This window comes from Paenibacillus sp. LHD-38, from assembly GCF_031157315.1.
In the GTDB taxonomy this organism is placed as follows: domain Bacteria; phylum Bacillota; class Bacilli; order Paenibacillales; family Paenibacillaceae; genus Pristimantibacillus.
On sequence record NZ_JAVIFU010000001.1, the window covers coordinates 147,266 to 166,224 of the forward strand.

The 18,959-nt window shown below is 46.1% G+C and carries 16 protein-coding genes; 9 read left to right on the forward strand and 7 right to left on the reverse strand.

Features of this window, described 5'->3' with window-relative positions; translation table 11 throughout:
* Positions 1-212 precede the first annotated feature (212 nt).
* The gene (locus RCO25_RS00660) at positions 213-1,232 is read left to right on the forward strand and encodes a C40 family peptidase (protein WP_308994227.1); all 1,020 of its coding nucleotides are present in this window, start codon (positions 213-215) and stop codon (positions 1,230-1,232) included.
* A 62-nt stretch (positions 1,233-1,294) separates the two neighbouring features.
* Here RCO25_RS00660 and RCO25_RS00665 read toward each other — a convergent pair whose 3' ends face one another.
* The 3 genes from RCO25_RS00665 to RCO25_RS00675 form a co-directional block, all read right to left on the reverse strand.
* The gene (locus tag RCO25_RS00665) at positions 1,295-1,939 is read right to left on the reverse strand and encodes a YqaA family protein (RefSeq protein ID WP_308994228.1); all 645 of its coding nucleotides are present in this window, start codon (positions 1,937-1,939) and stop codon (positions 1,295-1,297) included.
* Positions 1,940-2,396: 457 nt separating this feature from the next.
* The gene (locus RCO25_RS00670; RefSeq protein WP_308994229.1) at positions 2,397-3,812 is read right to left on the reverse strand and encodes an NAD-dependent malic enzyme; all 1,416 of its coding nucleotides are present in this window, start codon (positions 3,810-3,812) and stop codon (positions 2,397-2,399) included.
* 83 nt (positions 3,813-3,895) lie between these two features.
* Complete coding sequence (locus tag RCO25_RS00675; protein ID WP_308994230.1) at positions 3,896-5,011, reverse strand: MGDG synthase family glycosyltransferase; 1,116 nt, start codon at positions 5,009-5,011, stop codon at positions 3,896-3,898.
* A 202-nt stretch (positions 5,012-5,213) separates the two neighbouring features.
* Between RCO25_RS00675 and kapB the strand changes: the two genes are divergently transcribed.
* On the forward strand, positions 5,214-5,609 hold the full coding sequence (gene kapB / locus RCO25_RS00680) for a sporulation phosphorelay system protein KapB (RefSeq protein ID WP_308994231.1): 396 nt from the start codon (positions 5,214-5,216) through the stop codon (positions 5,607-5,609).
* A gap of 6 nt (positions 5,610-5,615) precedes the next feature.
* Here the strand turns inward: kapB and RCO25_RS00685 are convergent, their stop codons facing one another.
* The gene (locus RCO25_RS00685) at positions 5,616-6,950 is read right to left on the reverse strand and encodes a stalk domain-containing protein (protein ID WP_308994232.1); all 1,335 of its coding nucleotides are present in this window, start codon (positions 6,948-6,950) and stop codon (positions 5,616-5,618) included.
* A gap of 421 nt (positions 6,951-7,371) precedes the next feature.
* Between RCO25_RS00685 and gltB the strand changes: the two genes are divergently transcribed.
* A complete protein-coding gene (gene gltB / locus RCO25_RS00690; RefSeq protein WP_308994233.1) occupies positions 7,372-11,976 on the forward strand; it encodes a glutamate synthase large subunit in 4,605 nt (1,534 codons plus the stop codon).
* A 213-nt stretch (positions 11,977-12,189) separates the two neighbouring features.
* Positions 12,190-12,360: a hypothetical protein gene (locus tag RCO25_RS00695; RefSeq protein WP_308994234.1), complete on the forward strand. Its 171-nt coding sequence runs from the start codon at positions 12,190-12,192 to the stop codon at positions 12,358-12,360.
* Here RCO25_RS00695 and RCO25_RS00700 read toward each other — a convergent pair.
* Positions 12,323-12,691: a helix-turn-helix domain-containing protein gene (locus tag RCO25_RS00700; RefSeq protein ID WP_308994235.1), complete on the reverse strand. Its 369-nt coding sequence runs from the start codon at positions 12,689-12,691 to the stop codon at positions 12,323-12,325. The genes RCO25_RS00695 and RCO25_RS00700 overlap by 38 nt on opposite strands.
* 130 nt (positions 12,692-12,821) lie before the next feature.
* Here RCO25_RS00700 and RCO25_RS00705 point away from each other — a divergent pair, with 130 nt between their 5' ends.
* From RCO25_RS00705 to RCO25_RS00725, 5 genes are all read left to right on the forward strand, one after another.
* Positions 12,822-13,262 carry a PilZ domain-containing protein gene (locus RCO25_RS00705; RefSeq protein WP_308994236.1) on the forward strand — a complete coding sequence of 147 codons (441 nt, stop codon included), beginning with the start codon at positions 12,822-12,824 and terminating at the stop codon, positions 13,260-13,262.
* 46 nt (positions 13,263-13,308) lie between these two features.
* On the forward strand, positions 13,309-14,691 hold the full coding sequence (locus RCO25_RS00710) for a sugar phosphate nucleotidyltransferase (RefSeq protein WP_308994237.1): 1,383 nt from the start codon (positions 13,309-13,311) through the stop codon (positions 14,689-14,691).
* Between the two features lie 11 nt (positions 14,692-14,702).
* Complete coding sequence (locus tag RCO25_RS00715; RefSeq protein ID WP_308994238.1) at positions 14,703-15,164, forward strand: S24/S26 family peptidase; 462 nt, start codon at positions 14,703-14,705, stop codon at positions 15,162-15,164.
* Between the two features lie 453 nt (positions 15,165-15,617).
* Positions 15,618-16,538: an ABC transporter ATP-binding protein gene (locus RCO25_RS00720; RefSeq protein ID WP_308994239.1), complete on the forward strand. Its 921-nt coding sequence runs from the start codon at positions 15,618-15,620 to the stop codon at positions 16,536-16,538.
* On the forward strand, positions 16,531-17,325 hold the full coding sequence (locus tag RCO25_RS00725; protein WP_308994240.1) for an ABC transporter permease: 795 nt from the start codon (positions 16,531-16,533) through the stop codon (positions 17,323-17,325). The genes RCO25_RS00720 and RCO25_RS00725 overlap by 8 nt, the downstream gene beginning before the upstream one ends.
* A gap of 83 nt (positions 17,326-17,408) precedes the next feature.
* Here the strand turns inward: RCO25_RS00725 and RCO25_RS00730 are convergent, their stop codons facing one another.
* Entirely contained in the window at positions 17,409-17,855 is a 447-nt protein-coding gene (locus RCO25_RS00730) for a bactofilin family protein (RefSeq protein WP_308994241.1), read from the reverse strand.
* A gap of 5 nt (positions 17,856-17,860) precedes the next feature.
* The gene (locus RCO25_RS00735) at positions 17,861-18,874 is read right to left on the reverse strand and encodes a peptidoglycan DD-metalloendopeptidase family protein (protein WP_308994242.1); all 1,014 of its coding nucleotides are present in this window, start codon (positions 18,872-18,874) and stop codon (positions 17,861-17,863) included.
* Between the last annotated feature and the right edge of the window lie 85 nt (positions 18,875-18,959).

The window sequence follows — 18,959 nt, forward strand, 5'->3', positions numbered from 1 at the left end:
AGTAAATCATATAGACAATAGGCGTAAAGGCATTTCCTAAATGGAAATGCCTTTTTTGCATTATTTTACAGTGAGTTTATATGTCTTTCAACTCATTTCAAGGTATTGGTAAATAGGCAGATTGGACGATACTTGTCTCTCCCAAACGAATTTACAATGAGAGCAGAAACCGTTACACCTACACGGTTTAAACACCAAGGGAGGCGTGCAGAGTGCACTACACTATGAAACAAAGGATAGCAACGGCAACGTTAACGGCCGCATTATTGTTTAGCTCGATTTCTGTCCCGGCTGCACTGGCAGCTCAAGCAGGCGAGGTACAATCCAGTGTCAATATGCGCACCTCACCGTCTACTTCAGCTTCAATCATTCGCAGCTTAAAGAAAGGCGAACAAGTAACGATTATTGAAAAAGTCAATTCATATTGGTATAAAGTTAAAGATTCCTCGGGTAAAACAGGATACATATCCACCTCTTCTCAATATATAGAGCTGACAAGCCCGGCACCTGAACAATCCGGCAATGCAGTTGTCAAGGCATCCGTTTCTTTCCGAAAAACGGCTTCTACTTCGGGAGAGCGGATTCGGTATTTAAAAATAGGCGAGAAGGTTACCATTCTTGCGAAAACAAACAGCTATTGGTATGAGGTAAAGGACAGCAGCGGTGTTCGGGGCTATGTGAGTACGCAAGCCTCATATCTAAGCGTCACGGGTACTATTCCTGATAGCGGCTCAGGAAATACCGGCGGCAGCGGAGGAGACAACACGATAACTAAACCGGAAGGAACGAAGGCTGAAGCAGTCGAGAAAATGATTGCAGCGGGTATGAAGTATTTGGGTACGCCGTATGAGTACGGTTCAAGCCGTAACACAACAACAACCTTTGATTGCTCTGACTTCGTTAGGCAATCCTTCCTTGACGGGCTTGGCGTGAAGCTGCCCGCTGATTCGCGTCAGCAGGCGCAGTATGTAAAGGATAAAGGGCCGATAAAGACGAATTGGAAAGAGCTCGAGCGCGGCGATCTGGTATTCTTCATGTCATACAAAGGCTCAAAGCCTTCTTCTTATATGGGAATCGACAAGTCATCGGCGACGATCACACATGACGGTATCTATTTGGGCGACGGGAAAGTATTGCACACTTTCTCTAACGAAGGAGGCGGTGTTACAATCAGCAATATAGCAGGCACTGCATGGGAATACCGTATCGTATTTGGCGGAAGCGCGTTGTAATTCAAAAAAAACCGGTCAGGGAGAAACCCAGACCGGTTTTTATTATAGGAGTTCTGTTTCATTTATGAATCAATTTGTATGGCAGTACTTTCTGCTTGTTTTACGGAATCGGATAACTTTGACTCCGTTTGTTTTTCCTGCAGCGCTTTTTTCTTATTGCGTTTTTTGCGGATAATAAGATACACAACAACGATGGGAACGGCTCCTATGAAAATATATAAAGAAACATCCTTTACCATGCTTTCTGCGGCACGGCCATAGAAGTAGAACAGCAACCCGACAATATAGAACTTCAATCCCCGCCCAATTGCCGCGTAACCGATCAATCTCCATAACGGGAAGTTTAAGCACCCTGACAATATCGTAAAGACTTTAAATGGTATAGGTGTGAATGAACCGATAAGAATGGCTGTTTCGCCATTTTTCTGAAACTTTTCCGTGGCAGCGTCGATCCATTCTTTTTTCAGAAATTTATAGAGGACGGATTTGCCCATGACCTTTCCCAGATAATACCCGACGGGTGTACCTAAGAGACAGCCGACATAACCGACGGTAGCCAGCCATATTGCTGTAGTTGGATTGAGTAAGCTTAATGAAACTTGAAGGAAAAACGCGGGAATGGGAAAGATAACTGCGTCTAAAAATGCATGAATAAATAATCCCAGAGGCCCGAAATCTTCTAAAAATTTGACTACAGCTTGAAACATTACCAGGCTCCCTTTCCGTCAACTAACCTGCACATAAAGCCTGCTTAACGAGATACCGTGTGGAAATTCCCTTATTTGCTAATATATGCTGCAGTTTGTTGTAAAAGCGCTTTAGCGCTTGATATTTTAATTATAGCATATTTAATACGGTTAAGAAGATGATAGTTGTCATGTGTTTTTAGCTAAGTTTATTGTATGGTTCAGAGATAGAAGCGCATGTTATCCAAGTCCGGCACATAAGAACGAATACGTGTATGCCCGCTCACAGGTTTCAAGCACTTTTTTATAACTGTGCGGCTAAGCAATTTTCGAGCCGTTTTATGCTCAAAGTCCAATAGTCGCAGACGCCTTTAGGAGTGATGGCCTAGTTTAGTTTTATTGCAAGCCGAAAAAACGCCGCTAAAATACGGGGGATACCCATATTTTAGCGGCGTGTGCTTCACGACATTTACAGCGGCTATTCCCGAATTTGACGGCGAGAGACACCGCTTTGCTGCGCGGCCTGGATAACACGGCGGCGAACCTCTTCTACAACACGGGTGTTAAAGACGCTAGGCACGATGTACATAGGGCTCAGCTCTTCATCGCTAATCACTGAGGCAATGGCCTCTGCGGCTGCGAGCTTCATCTCTTCATTAATGGTAGCAGCCCGGCTGTCGAGAGCGCCTCGGAAAATGCCAGGAAAGCAAAGCACGTTATTGATTTGATTCGGGTAATCCGAACGGCCGGTTGCGAACACCGCAACGATGTCCTCAGCCAGCTCTGGTCTTATTTCCGGCTCAGGGTTAGCCATTGCGAATACGATAGGATCCTTGGCCATCGTTTCGATATGGGCCCGCGTCAATATTCCGCCAGCCGATACGCCTATAAACACATCCGCTCCGTTTAATGCTTCAGCCAGCCCGCCGCTTTTCCGTTGAGCGTTCGTATTCTCTGCGTACCACTGCCACATGGGGTTGTCATACTCGCGGTCGGCGGTCAAAATACCTTCGCGGTCTACGCCGACAATATGCTGGGCGCCACCTGCAAGCAGCATTTTCGTACAGGCCGTTCCTGCCGCTCCGATACCGCAGATCACGATGCGAGTCTCACTCAAGGTGCGGCCTGTCAGTTTAAGAGCATTAAGCAAACCAGCATATAGGACAACGGCTGTGCCGTGCTGATCGTCGTGAAAGACGGGAATATCGAGCTCCTTCCGAAGCCTTTGTTCAATCTCGAAACAGCGCGGTGCAGATATATCTTCAAGATTAATGCCTCCGAAGGCAGGAGCCAGGTTTTTTATGGTGGCGATGATGGCTTCCGTGTCCTGCGTGTCGAGACAAATCGGGAATGCGTCAACGTCAGCAAATTGCTTGAACAGCATCGCTTTCCCTTCCATGACAGGCATTGCAGCATAGGGCCCGATATTTCCTAGACCAAGCACGGCGCTCCCGTCGGATACGACGGCCACCATGTTTCTTTTTATCGTAAGCGTATATGCTTTTGACGGTTCATCAAAAATAGCCTGGCAAACCCTGGCGACATCTGGCGTATAAACCCGGGATAAGTCGTCACGGTTCTGGATAGGGGTTTTGGGCTGAATCGTAATTTTCCCACCCAAATGAAGCAGAAAGGTGCGGTCGGAAATATGGACTAAACGAATGCCAGGTAATGATTTCAGTGCCGCCGTGAGCCGTTCGGCTGCGCCATGCTCTGCAATTTTGACCGTTAAGTCGCGCAAGCTTTTGTTTTTGTCTGTATGTATGACGTCAATCGCGATGATGTCGCCCTTGGCTTGCTCAATGGCTGTAGCCGCACGTCCAAACTGCGCGATATTCGTATCGATTTCAATCCTCAAAATAATTGTTTTACCGTCTGTCATTAGTGAACTCATACTAAACAGCTCCCTTCATCAGTTATACTATTTGGATAAGGGTACACAATTTATGCTTCGATCCCGTTTAAAAAAGAAAGCCGTCACTGCATTAGTCGCAGGACGGCGTTCGGACAATTCATGGGGTCATATTGTTGATTTCGTTTGGATAGCAGACCGTCCCTGAATTGACCAGAGGCGTAAGGCTCGTGAATGAGCGAGAACCATCGATCGACGGTATCGTTCGAGTCGAGCATTTCGCCAAAACCGTTGCTAATGAAATATTCGCAGTTCTCTTCCTCTTGACCGGGGATTGGTTCATAAAACAGCATTGGAATTCCTTTGCTCATGCCCTCCGTACAGGTCATTCCACCAGGCTTCGTTATGAGCAGATCGGACACATCCATCAGCTTGTTCACTTCCCGGGTGAAGCCCAAAATGTGGATGTTCGGATGCTGAAATAGCGGATCAGAAAGCATCTTTTCCTTCATCTTTTCATTCGAGCCCACGCAGTAGATGAGCTGAGTGCTTTCCCGCCATTTCGTCATGTATTCGAGGGCATTATCCTCATACATAATTCCCCAGCCGCCGCCCATGATGAGTACGGTCGGCATGTTTTTTAATTGATACTGCTCTCGTATTTCCTCTTTATCGTATGTATGCCAGAAATTCGGATGTACGGGGATACCCGTCACTTCGATTCGATCTTCCACGATGCCCTTCTCGATAAGCCGGTCTTTCACGAGAGAAGAGGAAACAAGGTATCGGTTGACCTCCTTGTTTACCCAAGAGCCATGTGCATCGTAATCTGTTATAAGCGTGTACAGCGGCATGTCCAGCCCTAAACGCTTAAGTCTTGCCACAACCGCATTCGGACCCGGATGCGTACAAATAATCAAATCCGGTTTCAACTGGTAGATGACCTGTGACGTTTGGGTATAAAACATGCGATGAAGCGCAAGCTGAGTAAGGCGATTAAATGATTTTTTATAGTTGCTGCGGTACATAAGACCGACCATCTTAGGCTGTTTGCTTACTGTTTTGCGATATGCAGATATAATCCATGGACCAAGCACCGGATTAAGAAATTTTCCAAGCTCGATGACGCGGGTCTGAATCCCCGGACTTAACTGCTTTAGTCCGACAGCGAGCGCATAGGCAGCTTGAGTATGACCGGAGCCAAAGCCTTCAGAGAGCAGAAGCACTCTTTTCTTACGCATTCATTCCACCTACTTTTCTAATTCCATATTACGATGCAAGTGCGAGTAATACAAGTTTTATCCATCAGGGTTGCGAATAGCGCTTAGGATAATTTATCCTTAAAGGAAGTAGCGCGTATAATTATAATATGTATCCCTAGAGTCAACTATATTTACATATATTTTACAAGTGATAATAAAATAATAAGTGAGGATGATATTAATGGAACCGATAAATCAGAACGATCAAAATTTTAAAATAGGGGATAACGTTAAAGCCGAGGTGCGCTCCGGACATTATGTCGGGGAGCTTATCGAAATAAACGGATCTCGCGCCCTAGTCAAGATTTTGGCTGTACTAAAGCATCCGGAGCAAGGCGATCTTCATAATCCTTACAATCCGGACGTCCCTATGTTCCACGAAAGACGCGCGCTTAGCTATACGGAGAAAACAACTGTTTTGCTCCGCGATGTGAAGCCGTATTCAGGGACAATTCCAGAGTACGGCGTGTCGCTAAGGGCTGCTGCAGAAGCAGAGATTGCGGCTTTGGACCGATTACACCGTTGGTCGGCCAAAGGACATGAACAAATGCAGCAGCTTTTGAAGGAATACAAGTAACCTTTTTTATTTATTAATGAAGACCGTTTTTAAAGTTTCACGAAAGACGACCTGGAACTGCAAGCCTTCGGACAAAGCGGAAAGCGGAACATACAGGATTCTCGCCTTGCCGGCCGTATGAACGAAGGCAGGCGGTGCAAGCAGCGGTTTGGGGTCGCCATTAACACGAACAATGTCTGAGCCTACGGTAATATCAACGGTACTGTTCTCAAGCTTAACCGTAGCGGTCCGTGAGGCTGCGTTCCATAATATCGTTGCGCCCATGGCCTCCGCGATGCTGCGGAGCGGTACATAGGTTCGATTTTGGACAAGAAGCGGTTTATTTGTGCTAATCATTTCTTTGCCATTAAGGACAATTGAAACGAGTTCCCCGTCTTCTTTTGGTTTTACCGCGCGATAATCTCCCCAAATGGCCTTTGCAAAAGCTTTCCCCATTGCCGCATAGCCAGCCTTGCTAGGATGTATGTCCCCATCGGCAATCGATGTGTAGGCTAACTCATTATCGATAAAAGCAGACGCCGCATTTGCTATTTTCACTTGCTCGCCTTCTTTCGTCAGTCGACCGACAATTTCGTTAAGCCGCTCACGCTGCTTTTTAACGCTTTCCTCAAGAAACAAACGGTCAGCCTCAGGGTATAATGGAAAAACGAATGCGCCGATCCTTACGGGCTTTGGAATAGGCAAATATTGATCAGCTACAACAATCTTAGCCTTCGGCTGCAGGCTTAAGATCAACCGAAGCGATGCCTCAAGCTCTGTTTCGTAAATGTCCAGAGCTTTGTTCAGTACAGCTGTCGCTTCAGCTTGGCCAGCGCCTTCCTCGAGCTTCTCCAGCACGGCATACATATCGTTGCCGCCGATTGTCATAAGAATGAGGTCAGCATTGCCTAAAGCGGATCGAAGCAGCTTTGATTCGGCGAATATTCGGTCTGCGCGCGGATCTGGAAGGCTGCTCTGAATATCTGAGCTTTTTACAGTAACTCCATTGACTACGGCATCCATCCAGCGCTTAAGGCCTGCTGTCCGGAGCCCAAGCAAGCCGTAGTTTAAATAGTCTGAACGGAGTCCATGGAAGAGTGCCTGCTCGTAAACATGCTCTACGAAGCCGTAAGGGACCGCATGCTCGGTAAACCCATGCTCGTAGCCGGCGGTTACGGAATCCCCAATCGCAACGATATGATAGGTCTTGGTGTCAGTTGCTTTGCTTGTTTGTGATGCAGCGTGGATGCTTGAGGAACGGGTTGAGGGAAGAAAGGAAGTAAAGGCGTTTACCATCAAGCTCGAGATGATAACGGACGCCAATACGCGGAATGATACTTTCCTTAACTTGCTATACAACATCTACACTTCCTTCTGATAAAATATAAGAAAATATAAGCAGTGAACTGTGCTATGCTTATATTTCGCGTTAAAACGGGGACAGCTCAGCAAGAGGACAGTATTCAGCGATTGCGGTTGTAGTAAAATAGTGCAAATAATTATGAAAATATTAAATTGATTCCGCTATGGCCTAATGTTAAAATAATATAATAATCGCAATGTCGCGGTATAGGCCCGGTATATGGTCAATTAGACGGAAGCGCTCTTTGGCAGAGCTGCAGCCGTTTAGCTTACGAATGGCAAGGAGCAGGCCGATGCGCCTCGCTGACTACCATTCTATGATAAAACAAGCCAAAAATGAAGCGTAATGCGTATTCATCGGTGCTTATTTTCAACACGTTCACGCTTACCCAAAAATCTTCTCATAGAAAGGTTGCACACAATGAAAGAACATATTTTGGGATTGCCGCCGAAGCAGGGGCTCTATGATCCGCAATTCGAGAAAGATGCTTGCGGCATGGGCTTTGTGGCTAACATCAAGGGAATAAAATCACACAAGGTTATCCGCCAAGCGCTGATGCTGCTCGAGAATATGGAGCATCGCGGCGGTCAAGGCAGCGAACCGAATACCGGAGATGGAGCAGGTATTTTGCTTCAAATTCCGCATGCATTTTTTGCAGCTGAATTAAAGAAGCAAGAAATTGTACTGCCTGTTGAAGGACATTATGCCGTAGGTATGATTTTCATGCCGCAGGATGAAGCTGCCCGCGTCGCTATTGAGCATGAAGTGGAATCGATTGTTCAAGAAGAGAACCAATCGGTAATCGGTTGGCGTACGGTTCCAACGGATGACAAGAAGCTGGGTGAATCCGCATTAGCTGTTAAGCCTTATGTCCGTCAGCTTTTTATCGGCATGAATGATAGCTTGAAAGACAATATGGCATTTGAACGTAAATTATACGTGATTCGTAAGCGTTCTGAGCTTGCGATTCGTTATGCCGGCAAAGAAGGCGGCAATATGTTTTACTTCTCGAGCTTATCCTCGAGAAAGATTGTTTACAAAGGAATGCTTACGACTGAGCAAGTTCGCTCGTTCTACACCGAGCTGAACGATGAGTCGGTTGTATCGGCAATGGCGCTTGTTCACTCTCGTTTCAGTACGAATACTTTCCCAAGCTGGGAACGTGCGCATCCATTCCACTACATGATCCACAACGGCGAGATTAACACGCTTCGCGGTAATGTGAACTGGATGCATGCTCGTCAAACTTTGTTTGCAACAGAGTTGTTCGGTGACGATATCGAGAAAATCAAGCCCGTCATTAACCCTGACGGCTCTGATACGGCGATGTTTGACAATACGCTCGAGTTCCTATTCTTGTCTGGCCGCTCCATGGCACATGCTGCAATGATGATGGTGCCAGAGCCTTGGTCCAATCATGAGAACATGAGTGATGAGCGCAAAGCTTTTTATGAATACCACAGTACATTGATGGAGCCTTGGGACGGACCGGCTGCGCTTGGCTTTACGGACGGCGTGAAAATCGGTGCGGTGCTTGATCGTAATGGACTACGTCCGGCACGTTACTATGTAACGAAAGACGATCATATTATTCTCGGTTCAGAAGCAGGTACCGTTGAAATTCCGCCAGAAGATATCTTGTACAAAGACCGCTTGCGTCCGGGACGCATGCTGCTTGTCGATACAGAGAAAGGCCGCATCATCTCCGATGAGGAAGTAAAAGCGGAAATCGAGACGGAGCATCCTTACCGCGAGTGGCTCAATGAGCATCTTGTTGATTTGGAAGATCTGCCGGAAGCGCCTGAGCTGCCAGAACCAAACCATGCTACGGTTCAAATGAGACAACAAGCTTTTGGCTATACTTTCGAGGATGTTCGCAAAGTGCTGGAGCCAATGGCTGGCAGCGGCGCGGAGCCGATCGCCTCGATGGGCTACGACGCACCGCTTGCGGTATTGTCTGAGCGCCCTCAGCGTTTGTACAATTACTTTAAGCAACTGTTTGCTCAAGTTACGAATCCTCCGATTGATGCAATCCGTGAGGAAATCATTACTGCGACAGGCACGACCATTGGTCCTGAGCGCAATCTCTTGAACCCTGAGCCTGAAAGCTGCCGTCATATTAAATTGGATACGCCAATTTTATCGAATGAGCAATTCGCAAAGCTGCGCCATGTTCGCCGTCCAGGCTTTCGTTCCATAACGCTTCCGATCTTCTTCCCTGCGAATGAAGGAGAAGCGGGCTTGCGCGGTGCTCTTACACAAATGTGTGAAGCGGCTGACCGTGTCATTGCGAAGGGTCATAACCTGCTTATTCTATCCGACCGCGGCGTCGATAAGGATAATGCTGCAATTCCAGCCTTACTTGCGGTTTCGGCATTGCATCATCACCTTATTCGTCAAGGCACACGCACGAAAGTAGCTATCCTACTTGAGTCGGGTGAACCGCGCGAGGTGCATCACTTTGCCTTGCTGCTTGGTTACGGCGTAAATGCAGTTAACCCTTATCTTGCTTTCGAAACGCTTGACGATATGATCCGTCAAGGCATGCTTCGCAGCGTATCGCATGACAAAGCAGTGAAAAACTTTATTAAAGCAGCCACCAAAGGCGTTATTAAAATATTGTCTAAAATGGGAATTTCGACGATTCAATCTTACCGCGGCGCGCAAATTTTCGAAGCGCTCGGCTTGAAAGAGGATGTCATTAACGAGTACTTCACATGGACGCCTTCCCGCATCGGCGGTATCGGCCTTGACGTGATCGCGGAAGAAACGTTGAAGCACCATAACCGTGCATTTGCTGAGCAAGAGGGCGGCGAGAAGGAGCTTGACTCCGGCGGCGATTACCAATGGCGCAAAGACGGCGAAGACCATTTATTCACTCCGCAGACGATTCATACGCTGCAAATGGCTTCCCGTGCAAATGACTACAAGCTTTACAAAAAGTTTTCGGCACTCGTACAGGGTGAAGACAAGAAACATCTAACGCTTCGTTCCTTGCTTCAATTCAAGGAAGGACGTCAAGCGATTCCGATCGAAGAAGTTGAATCACTTGAATCCATCGTGAAACGCTTCAAGACCGGTGCGATGTCGTTTGGATCGATCAGTAAAGAAGCGCATGAGAGCCTGGCTATTGCGATGAATCGTCTAGGCGGCAAATCGAACACAGGCGAAGGCGGAGAGGATCCTGCTCGTTTCATTCCTGATGCGAACGGTGATTCCAGACGCAGTGCGATTAAACAGGTTGCATCGGGTCGTTTCGGCGTAACGAGTAACTACTTGGTAAATGCAGACGAGATACAAATTAAAATGGCTCAAGGCGCTAAGCCCGGTGAAGGCGGTCAATTACCTGGTCTTAAAGTATATCCTTGGGTAGCAGAGGTTCGTGGCTCTACGCCGGGCGTAGGTCTCATCTCGCCGCCGCCGCATCACGATATTTACTCAATCGAGGATTTGGCGGAGCTTGTTCATGATTTGAAAAATGCTAATCCGCGCGCCCGCATCAACGTGAAGCTGGTATCCGGAGTTGGCGTAGGAACGATCGCAACTGGTGTAGCGAAAGGCCGCGCAGATGTGATCATGGTAAGCGGCTATGATGGAGGTACGGGCGCTTCACCAATGGGCTCCATCCGTCATGCGGGTCTGCCATGGGAGCTTGGTCTTGCCGAGACTCACCAAACGCTCATGCTTAACAAATTGCGTGACCGCGTAGTTCTTGAAACAGACGGTAAAATGATGAATGGCCGCGACGTTGCGATTGCTGTGCTGCTTGGCGCTGAAGAATACGGCTTCTCGACTGCTCCGTTGATTGTGCTTGGCTGTATCATGATGCGTGTTTGCCAGCTGGATACTTGCCCGGTAGGCGTTGCAACACAAAACCCTGATCTTCGCAAGAAATTCATGGGTGATCCGAGCCATGTGGTTAACTACCTGCGCTTCATTGCTGAAGAGCTTCGTGAGATTATGGCAGAGCTAGGATTCCGTACCATCCAAGAAATGGTTGGACGTGTTGATATTCTTGAAACGAAACAGCTTCTCGAGCATTACAAAGCAAAAGGCATCGACCTTTCAGGCTTGCTCTATGAAGCGGATCTTCCTCAAGATGCAGTACGCTATAATATTCAAGAGCAAAACCATGGCCTTGAGCTGTCGCTTGATATGCAGAAGCTGGTTCCTCTCGCGCAACCAGCGCTTGAGAATGGTGAGCGTGTACGGGGCACTTTCCCGATCCTGAATACGAACCGTGTAGTCGGAACGATTTTGGGCAGTGAGGTTACTCGCCGATACGGTGCGGTTGGATTGCCAGAAGATACGATTTCTTATCACTTTGTTGGAACGGCTGGTCAAAGCTTTGGCGCATTCGTACCGAAAGGTATTACGTTATCTATCGAAGGCGATTCGAATGACTATGTCGGAAAAGGTCTTTCCGGCGGTAAAATCATCGTAGCTCCTTCTCCGAAAGCGACGTTTGTAGCCGAAGAGAATGTCATCATCGGTAATACTGCGCTTTATGGTGCGACTAGCGGTCAGGCTTATATCCGCGGTGCTGCAGGCGAACGCTTTGCCGTTCGGAATAGCGGAGCTAATGTTGTTGTCGAAGGCGTGGGCGATCACGGCTGCGAATACATGACAGGCGGACGCGTCGTTATTCTTGGAAAAACGGGCCGTAACTTTGCAGCCGGTATGTCAGGCGGAGTCGCTTACATCTATGATGAGAATGGCGATTTCTACAACCACTGCAATTTAGAGATGGTATTGCTGGAGCGTCTCGAGGATTCACTGGATATTGCTGAGCTGCGCGGTTTAATTGAATCGCATGTTCAATATACAGAGAGCGCGATCGGTTCCCGTCTATTAAACGATTGGGATGTATCGCTATCGAAATTTGTTAAAGTTATACCGAAGGACTACAAACGTATGCTTGAACAGATCCGTAAGGTCGAGGATACCGGTTTAGTAGGCGAAGCAGCATTGCTTGCAGCCTTCGAAGCGAACAAAAGAGAGCTTGCAAGAGCAGGCGGCAAATAATAATTCAAGCTATAAAATTAATATGATCGAATAAAGGGACTGTCCCTGAAGTAGCATGTGCTGCTTCAGAAGACAGTCCCTTTTATTTTTCGACAAAATGCCACTAAATTAGAAAAAAGACGCGCCCACTAACCGACATATTCCATCCGGCGACTCGGGTATAATGATGTTATTATTTCTATCATTACTATTATTTTACTAGGGGCCAATCCTATGTTGAAGGATGAAGTAGAGATGACGAATGAAGAGGCTGCCCAGCATTCAAGCGTCATTGTACTCGAAATAGATGACATACTCAGGCAAATCGGGATTTCCGAAGCAAAATGGCGCTCCTGTATTGATCAAGCTAATGTTCTAATCGTTCGGCCCGTATCAGAGAAATAAACCATTTCGTTTCTTCGGCAGTGAGTGTTCTTCCATCGATCGTTAGATGGTATTTATTTAGCAGTTCATCATCAGAAAGTTCGAGGTGATCGACGAACTGCCGTACATCATTCGTTAATTTTTGCTGGGGAATTAATGTTCTTCCTACCAGATAGTCGACGGTAACCTGAAATAAATCAGCGAACTTCGATAATGTCTCGGAATCGGGTTCTCTTCGATTCTTCTCGTAATGAGATAATGCTGCGCGTGAGATACCAAGCGCGGTTGAAGTTTGCAATTGGGTCCATCTTCGCTCATCCCTCAGCGCTGCAAGCCGATTACCGATACTCATCAAATTCCTCCTGTATTAAAAAAGCGATTACTTCTATTTTAGTACGGAACCGGAAGATTTGCATGTAATAAAGATCATTCATTAGGAATAAGGCTCAAATTAGCAATTAGGTATGATGGAGGAATGGAGCATGGCGACGAATTCAAACGATATATCGCGCGCCCACATCAGGCTTCGCTTCACAGAAGGCGTAAAGGCAGAACTTAGGCTGGTCAGTAAAGACGGTCAACAGTTAACACCATCAACTACAACAGTGCTTCTGCTTAATCTAAGTCAAAATGGCTTATGCTTTTTATCAGGATTGCATTTGCCCGTTCAGCATAACTATTTCGTAGAATTTCGGATGACGATTTCAAATGTGCAAATTATTGTTAGAGGACGTATCGTGTGGAATTCGAAGCAGGACAATCAATTTGCCCACGGCGTATTATTTGAATGTTCCAATACGCTTCGCTCTTTAATCATTGGCGTTATGAATCAAGAGATCTTGGAGAGACAGCCGCAGCAGCAAAAAATCCATTATTTATACAGCCGATTATTGAATACGAAGAGAATGCATTACAGCGGTTAGGAATACAACGATATATCAGTGAGGCTTGTTAGAAGGGGGACATTCTTTGAAAATCATATTGTTATCAGGCGGATCTGGAAAGAGATTATGGCCCTTATCGAATGGTAATCGTGCAAAGCAATATTTATCTGTTTTGGAAGGACCGCAAGGCGGTATGGAGTCGATGCTCCAACGACTTTGGCGACAGCTGGATGAGGCCGATTTGCAGGAGCATGCACGGATATCGACCTGTCGTCAACAGCTGGATATGCTGCAGAGACAATTAGGAGCGAAAACACCAGTCATTATTGAACCCGAACAAAGAGACACTTATCCGGCAGTAGCGCTTGCTGCGGCTTATTTGTATTCAATAGCAGGCGTATCATTAAGTGAAACGGTCATCGTCATGCCAGTAGACGCATATGTTGATAGTGAATTCTTTTCATGTATTAGAGGACTCCCTAAGCTGATTAGAGAGAGCAGCTCGGAGCTGCTAATGCTGGGGACTAGGCCAAGCTATCCATCGGAGCAGTACGGATACATCATTTCGGAAGCATGCCGTCATAGTGAGGATGAGGGCATGTATGAACAAGCAGTGAAAACATTTAAGGAAAAGCCTTATGAGGCTGAGGCCCAATCCTTAATAAAAGACGGTGCGTTATGGAACAGCGGCATCTATGCTTTCCAGTTAGATTTTATGATTACACTGTTGATGAATCGTAATTTACCTATTCATTATGATGAGTTATATAAACAATATTATAAAATGCCAAAGGCAAGCTTTGAAGCTGAGATTACGCAAAAAACAAGCTCACGGTCCGTTATTCGCTACGATGGGGGCTGGAAGGATCTTGGGACATGGAAAACATTATCGGAGGAAATTGCTTTTGACAGGCTGGGGATTGGAGAAGTATCGAGCGATAGCGAGCAATCACAGTTTATTAATGAACTGGATATTCCAATCTCGATAATCGGTTTAAATAATGTGATTGTAGCCGCGAGTCCAGATGGCATTCTTGTTACTAGCAAGAATGCTGATTCCGTGCTAAATGCGAAGCTGCAGGCAATGAATGAGCGCCCTAAATATGAGGAACGACGGTGGGGCCATTCGAGGGTAATAGAAACCGCAGTTCTAGCATCAGGATTACATAGCGTTACAAAACGGGTTTTTATTGCAGCAGGGCAAAATACAAGCTATCAAATGCATTTTAAACGAAGAAAGGCCTGGACGGTTCTATCCGGCGAAGGCGTTCTTATTTTGGATGAAATGTACCGGCACATTGCACCGGGGGATACGATTACGATACCGGAGCGAGCGAGGCATAGTTTGCGCGCAACAAATAATATGGAGCTAATAGAGGTGCAAACAGGTGAGCAAATCAAGGACGATGATGTCATTAGACTCGGAATCACCTGGGATGAAATTACTAGTCAAATAAATACGGTATAGGAGACTAGAAGATGGTGGTTCGGAATGAGCTGGCTGTCATAATTGCGAAGGTCATTGCTAGTAGAGGCTTCATTGATGTAACATGTTACGGTAACGCAATGTATCCATTTTTGAGGGATGGAAATGTGTCGACTTTCGTTCGTGTGCGTGAAGAGGATCTGCAGATTGGCGATGTGTGCTTGTTTGAAAACAAAAAAGGACAACTTTTGCTATATCGTATGATTGATTTGGATGATGAACAGCAGCCAGCAATTTATACATTCCGAGGTGATACTTGCGATCGACCGGAGCTACCGGTTCCGTTTTCTCATATTATAGGAAAGCTTAAGGCGGTTCATAGGGATGGCAGAGTCTTATATGCTAATCACTGGCGCTCACGTTTGATTGAAGCGGCGGTGCTTCAAATTCCGTATTGGCCCAAAATTTCTAGATGGATTGCAAATCGACGTTATGATCGAACTTCTGCTATTTAATGCAGCTTGACTAATTTAATATAGAAGTTGATACAATCATTACGAAAGAGAGAGGAAGCGATCTATCGGATGATATGTTCAAAGGACCGTTTTTATTGTGTTAGTTGCGGGGAGATGCTTTCTAATCCTGAAGCGGATATTTTGTTCCGAACAGGTTTTTTCCGAGTGGTACATCCAATGGGTTATTGCTTAACATGCAGCGTGGAGCAGGATAGGCTGGATGCTATAGTAGGAACGGCGGGTAAGACCAGTAACTATGACTATAAAATGTTCCTTCGTGCAGATGCGAAAGTTGCCGAACATGTTATACAGCCCTATCGAACGAATGATAATACGAGCCTCTGCCCTACAGTTCATCTGTAGAGCGGAGGTGTTTTTTTATGCAAACTTCCAATTGTTTCCTGAATCGTTTATAATGAATAAGATTTGGATTTTTGAAGGAGGAGCACGGATATGGAGCAGCCCATTGTTAAATTGCAAAACGTAACAAAAAAAATCGGCAAAAGAACGATAATTGATCGGTTGACGCTCGATTTATCGCTTGGAGAAGTATTTGGTTTTCTCGGCCCCAACGGATCAGGCAAAACAACTACGATTCGTATGATGGTTGGCCTAATGTCGCTTACGGATGGTGAGATTACCATTGGCGGATATAGCATTACCAAAAATTACGAAAAAGCCATCCGCCATGTCGGAGCCATTGTAGAAAATCCTGAGATGTATAAATATTTGAGCGGTTATGATAACTTAATTCATTATGCGCGTATGATTCCAGGGATTACAGAGCATCGCGTCCATGAAGTGGTGAAACTGGTTGGACTTGAAGAACGGATCCGCGATAAAGTGAAAACCTACTCGCTCGGGATGCGCCAACGGCTGGGCGTTGCGCAAGCTATTTTACATAAACCGCAGCTTCTCATATTGGATGAACCGACAAACGGATTAGATCCGGCGGGTATTCGCGAGCTTCGTGATTATTTGCGAATGCTTTCTAAAGAGGAAGGCATAGCTGTATTCGTATCAAGCCATTTATTGTCTGAAATGGAGCTCATGTGCGACCGCGTGGCCATTATTCAGAATGGAAAGCTAATCGACGTCAGAACCATTCGGGGCGAGCATGCGGCGAAAATAAACAATCGCGTCGTTATTGAAGTAGATAACCAGCGCAGCGCGCTGGATGTTCTGCTTACTGCCGAAATATTGGGTGAGCCCGAAGGAACGAATGCTATCGCCGTTGAAGCTGACAAGGAAGGCACGGCTAATATTAATTCCTCGCTCGTAACAGCGGGTGTTAAAGTTTACGGTATTCGTGCGCAGGTGAAAACACTCGAAGATCAATTCTTAGAAGTGACGGGAGGGGGACGAATTGGGTAATTTTTGGCCGCTTGTTCAAAATGAGAATATGAAAATTTACCGTCGTCCTCGCACATGGGTGATGACCGGAATATTGATCGTATTAGTTCTAACGATATCGATATTATGGTTGATTTTCGGCGGAAGAGATACATCGATGTGGGATGTCGCGTTTATGGAATCATCCATCTTGTTTTTGCTGGTAACGATTTTTACGGTCGTTATTGCTGCCGGCGGAGTAGCGGAGGAGTTTACAAGCGGAACGATAAAATTGCTGTTGATCCGACCTTGGTCACGTTCGAAAATATTATTGTCCAAATATATTTCTATTATGATATTTGCGCTATTACTTGCAATTCTGCTCTTCGGAAGCACGCTCCTGGTGAATTGGATTTGTTTTGGCATAAATGCATCGCCCGATATTAAGCCGACCTTTGTAGGAGAAGAAGGATCAGACGCTCTTTCATACATGCTGAAGTATTACGGCTTAACGTTAATTTCACTAGTTGTCACAGTAACGCTGGCTTTCATGCTCTCGACTATATTCCGCAGCAGCGGTCTGGCTATCGGCATGGCATTGTTTCTCTTGCTTGGCGTTAACAGCTTTATCGCATTAATTGCCATGCTGGATTATAAATGGATCGATTACCTGCTGTTCATTCATTTAAACCTGACCCAATATCTAGACGGGAACCCGATGAGGGAAGGCATGACCATGGGGTATTCCATTGGCGTGCTCGGTGTTTATTATGTGATCTTTATCGTTTTAACCTGGTATATCTTTAGTAAGCGTGACGTCGCTTCGTAAAAGCCGGATTTAAAGAAAAAAGCCGTCCTGCCCGTGCTGCTTCTCGTTGAAGCAATACAAGCAAAGGACGGCTTTTTTTTACGTTATCCTGCCTGTCGTGATTTCTCTTTGGATTCCTTGCCTGTTAATTCTTTGCCATGAGGCTTAGAGGTATCGTTTTCTATAAGCGAACGATTTTTGGAGTCTGATGAGGACTCCATTTGGCAGCTTCCATTTAGACTGCCCCCATCATGAATGATGAGTGAATGAGCTGTAACGGCGCCTGTCAACATGCCGGAGGCGGTAATGGTAAGCCGGCCCTTTGTGATAATATCGCCAAACACTTTCCCGGCAATGATGATATCACGAGCCATAATATTAGAGCGGGCAAGACCGCATTCTCCAATGATAACATCCGCGTTGCATTCAATGTCCCCCCGGTGCTCCCCTTCGATACGCAGGCTGGTTTCGCAAATCATCTTGCCCTCGCTTAACGTGCCTTGGCCGATTAATGTATCGGCAGCTGCTAGCCGCTTATTGTCTTTAAACATGAAGGTTAATCCTCCTTAATTAAACTTAGATAAGGTATGGGGTTAACAGGCTCATCTTTATGCATGATTTGAAAATGCAAATGGGGACCCGTGCTTCTGCCGCTTGAGCCTAATAAGCCTATTTTTTCTCCTCGGACGACGAAATCGCCTTCCTTGGTTTCAATTTCTTTCAGGTGCATATAAGCGCTCTGCAGTCCTGCCAGATGATCAATCACGATGTACGCCCCTAAAGAGCTGTTATAACCGGTTTCTGACACCGTTCCATCCGCCGCGCTGAACACTGGATCGCCGAGCTTTCCCGTTATGTCTATGCCGGCATGGAAGGCAGCACGCCCAGTTAGAGGGTCTCTACGGTAGCCAAATCCTGAAGATAGCAGTTTGGACCGTGTAGGCCATACGGAAGGATAAGCATCCACAGAAATGCGTGTCGTTTGTGCCAGCTCAAGCGTTAAAGCCATGGACTTCTCCATCGTATCCGCGATTGCGTTCAGCGAGGTTAACGTAAGACCGGTTTTGTGAACGAGTAAAGAGAGCGGTTTTGATTCCATTATGTAGTTGTAGCTCTGATTGGATGCGTTTTGTTGGAGAGACTTTGATTGTGCTGACGGGATGGTATTGGGAGTCTGTACTTGATAGGTAGAGGAGTCCAATCGGTCTCCATAGTTATTAATAAATTGCTTGAGATGGGACTCTAGCTGCTGCAAAGCTTCCATTTTCTTTTTCATCTCGTTTGCTTGCTCGGAAAGCCCAACCAATTCTTGCTGCAACGAATGAATGGTTTCATCCTTGCCAGATAGTGTTTCTGAAAACAAAAGATCATGCTCCGACAATTTTTCTTCCAAATGATTCTTTTCATAATGCGAGTTTAATTGAAGTCCTGTAATGCAGCCCGAAACAGCAAGTACGACTGCCGTAGGCGCAGCAAAAACCGAACGCTTGGAGACATGAAACTGTTTGACCGTTTTGTCAGCGCCTCGCAGCACGACAAAGGACCATTTTGGCTTTCTTGCTCGTTTCAATAGCATACTCCTTTCTCAATTGGTTACGTATAAAACGATCGTGACGTTCTATTGCTATTTATTCTTTTATTCTGAGACGCAATAA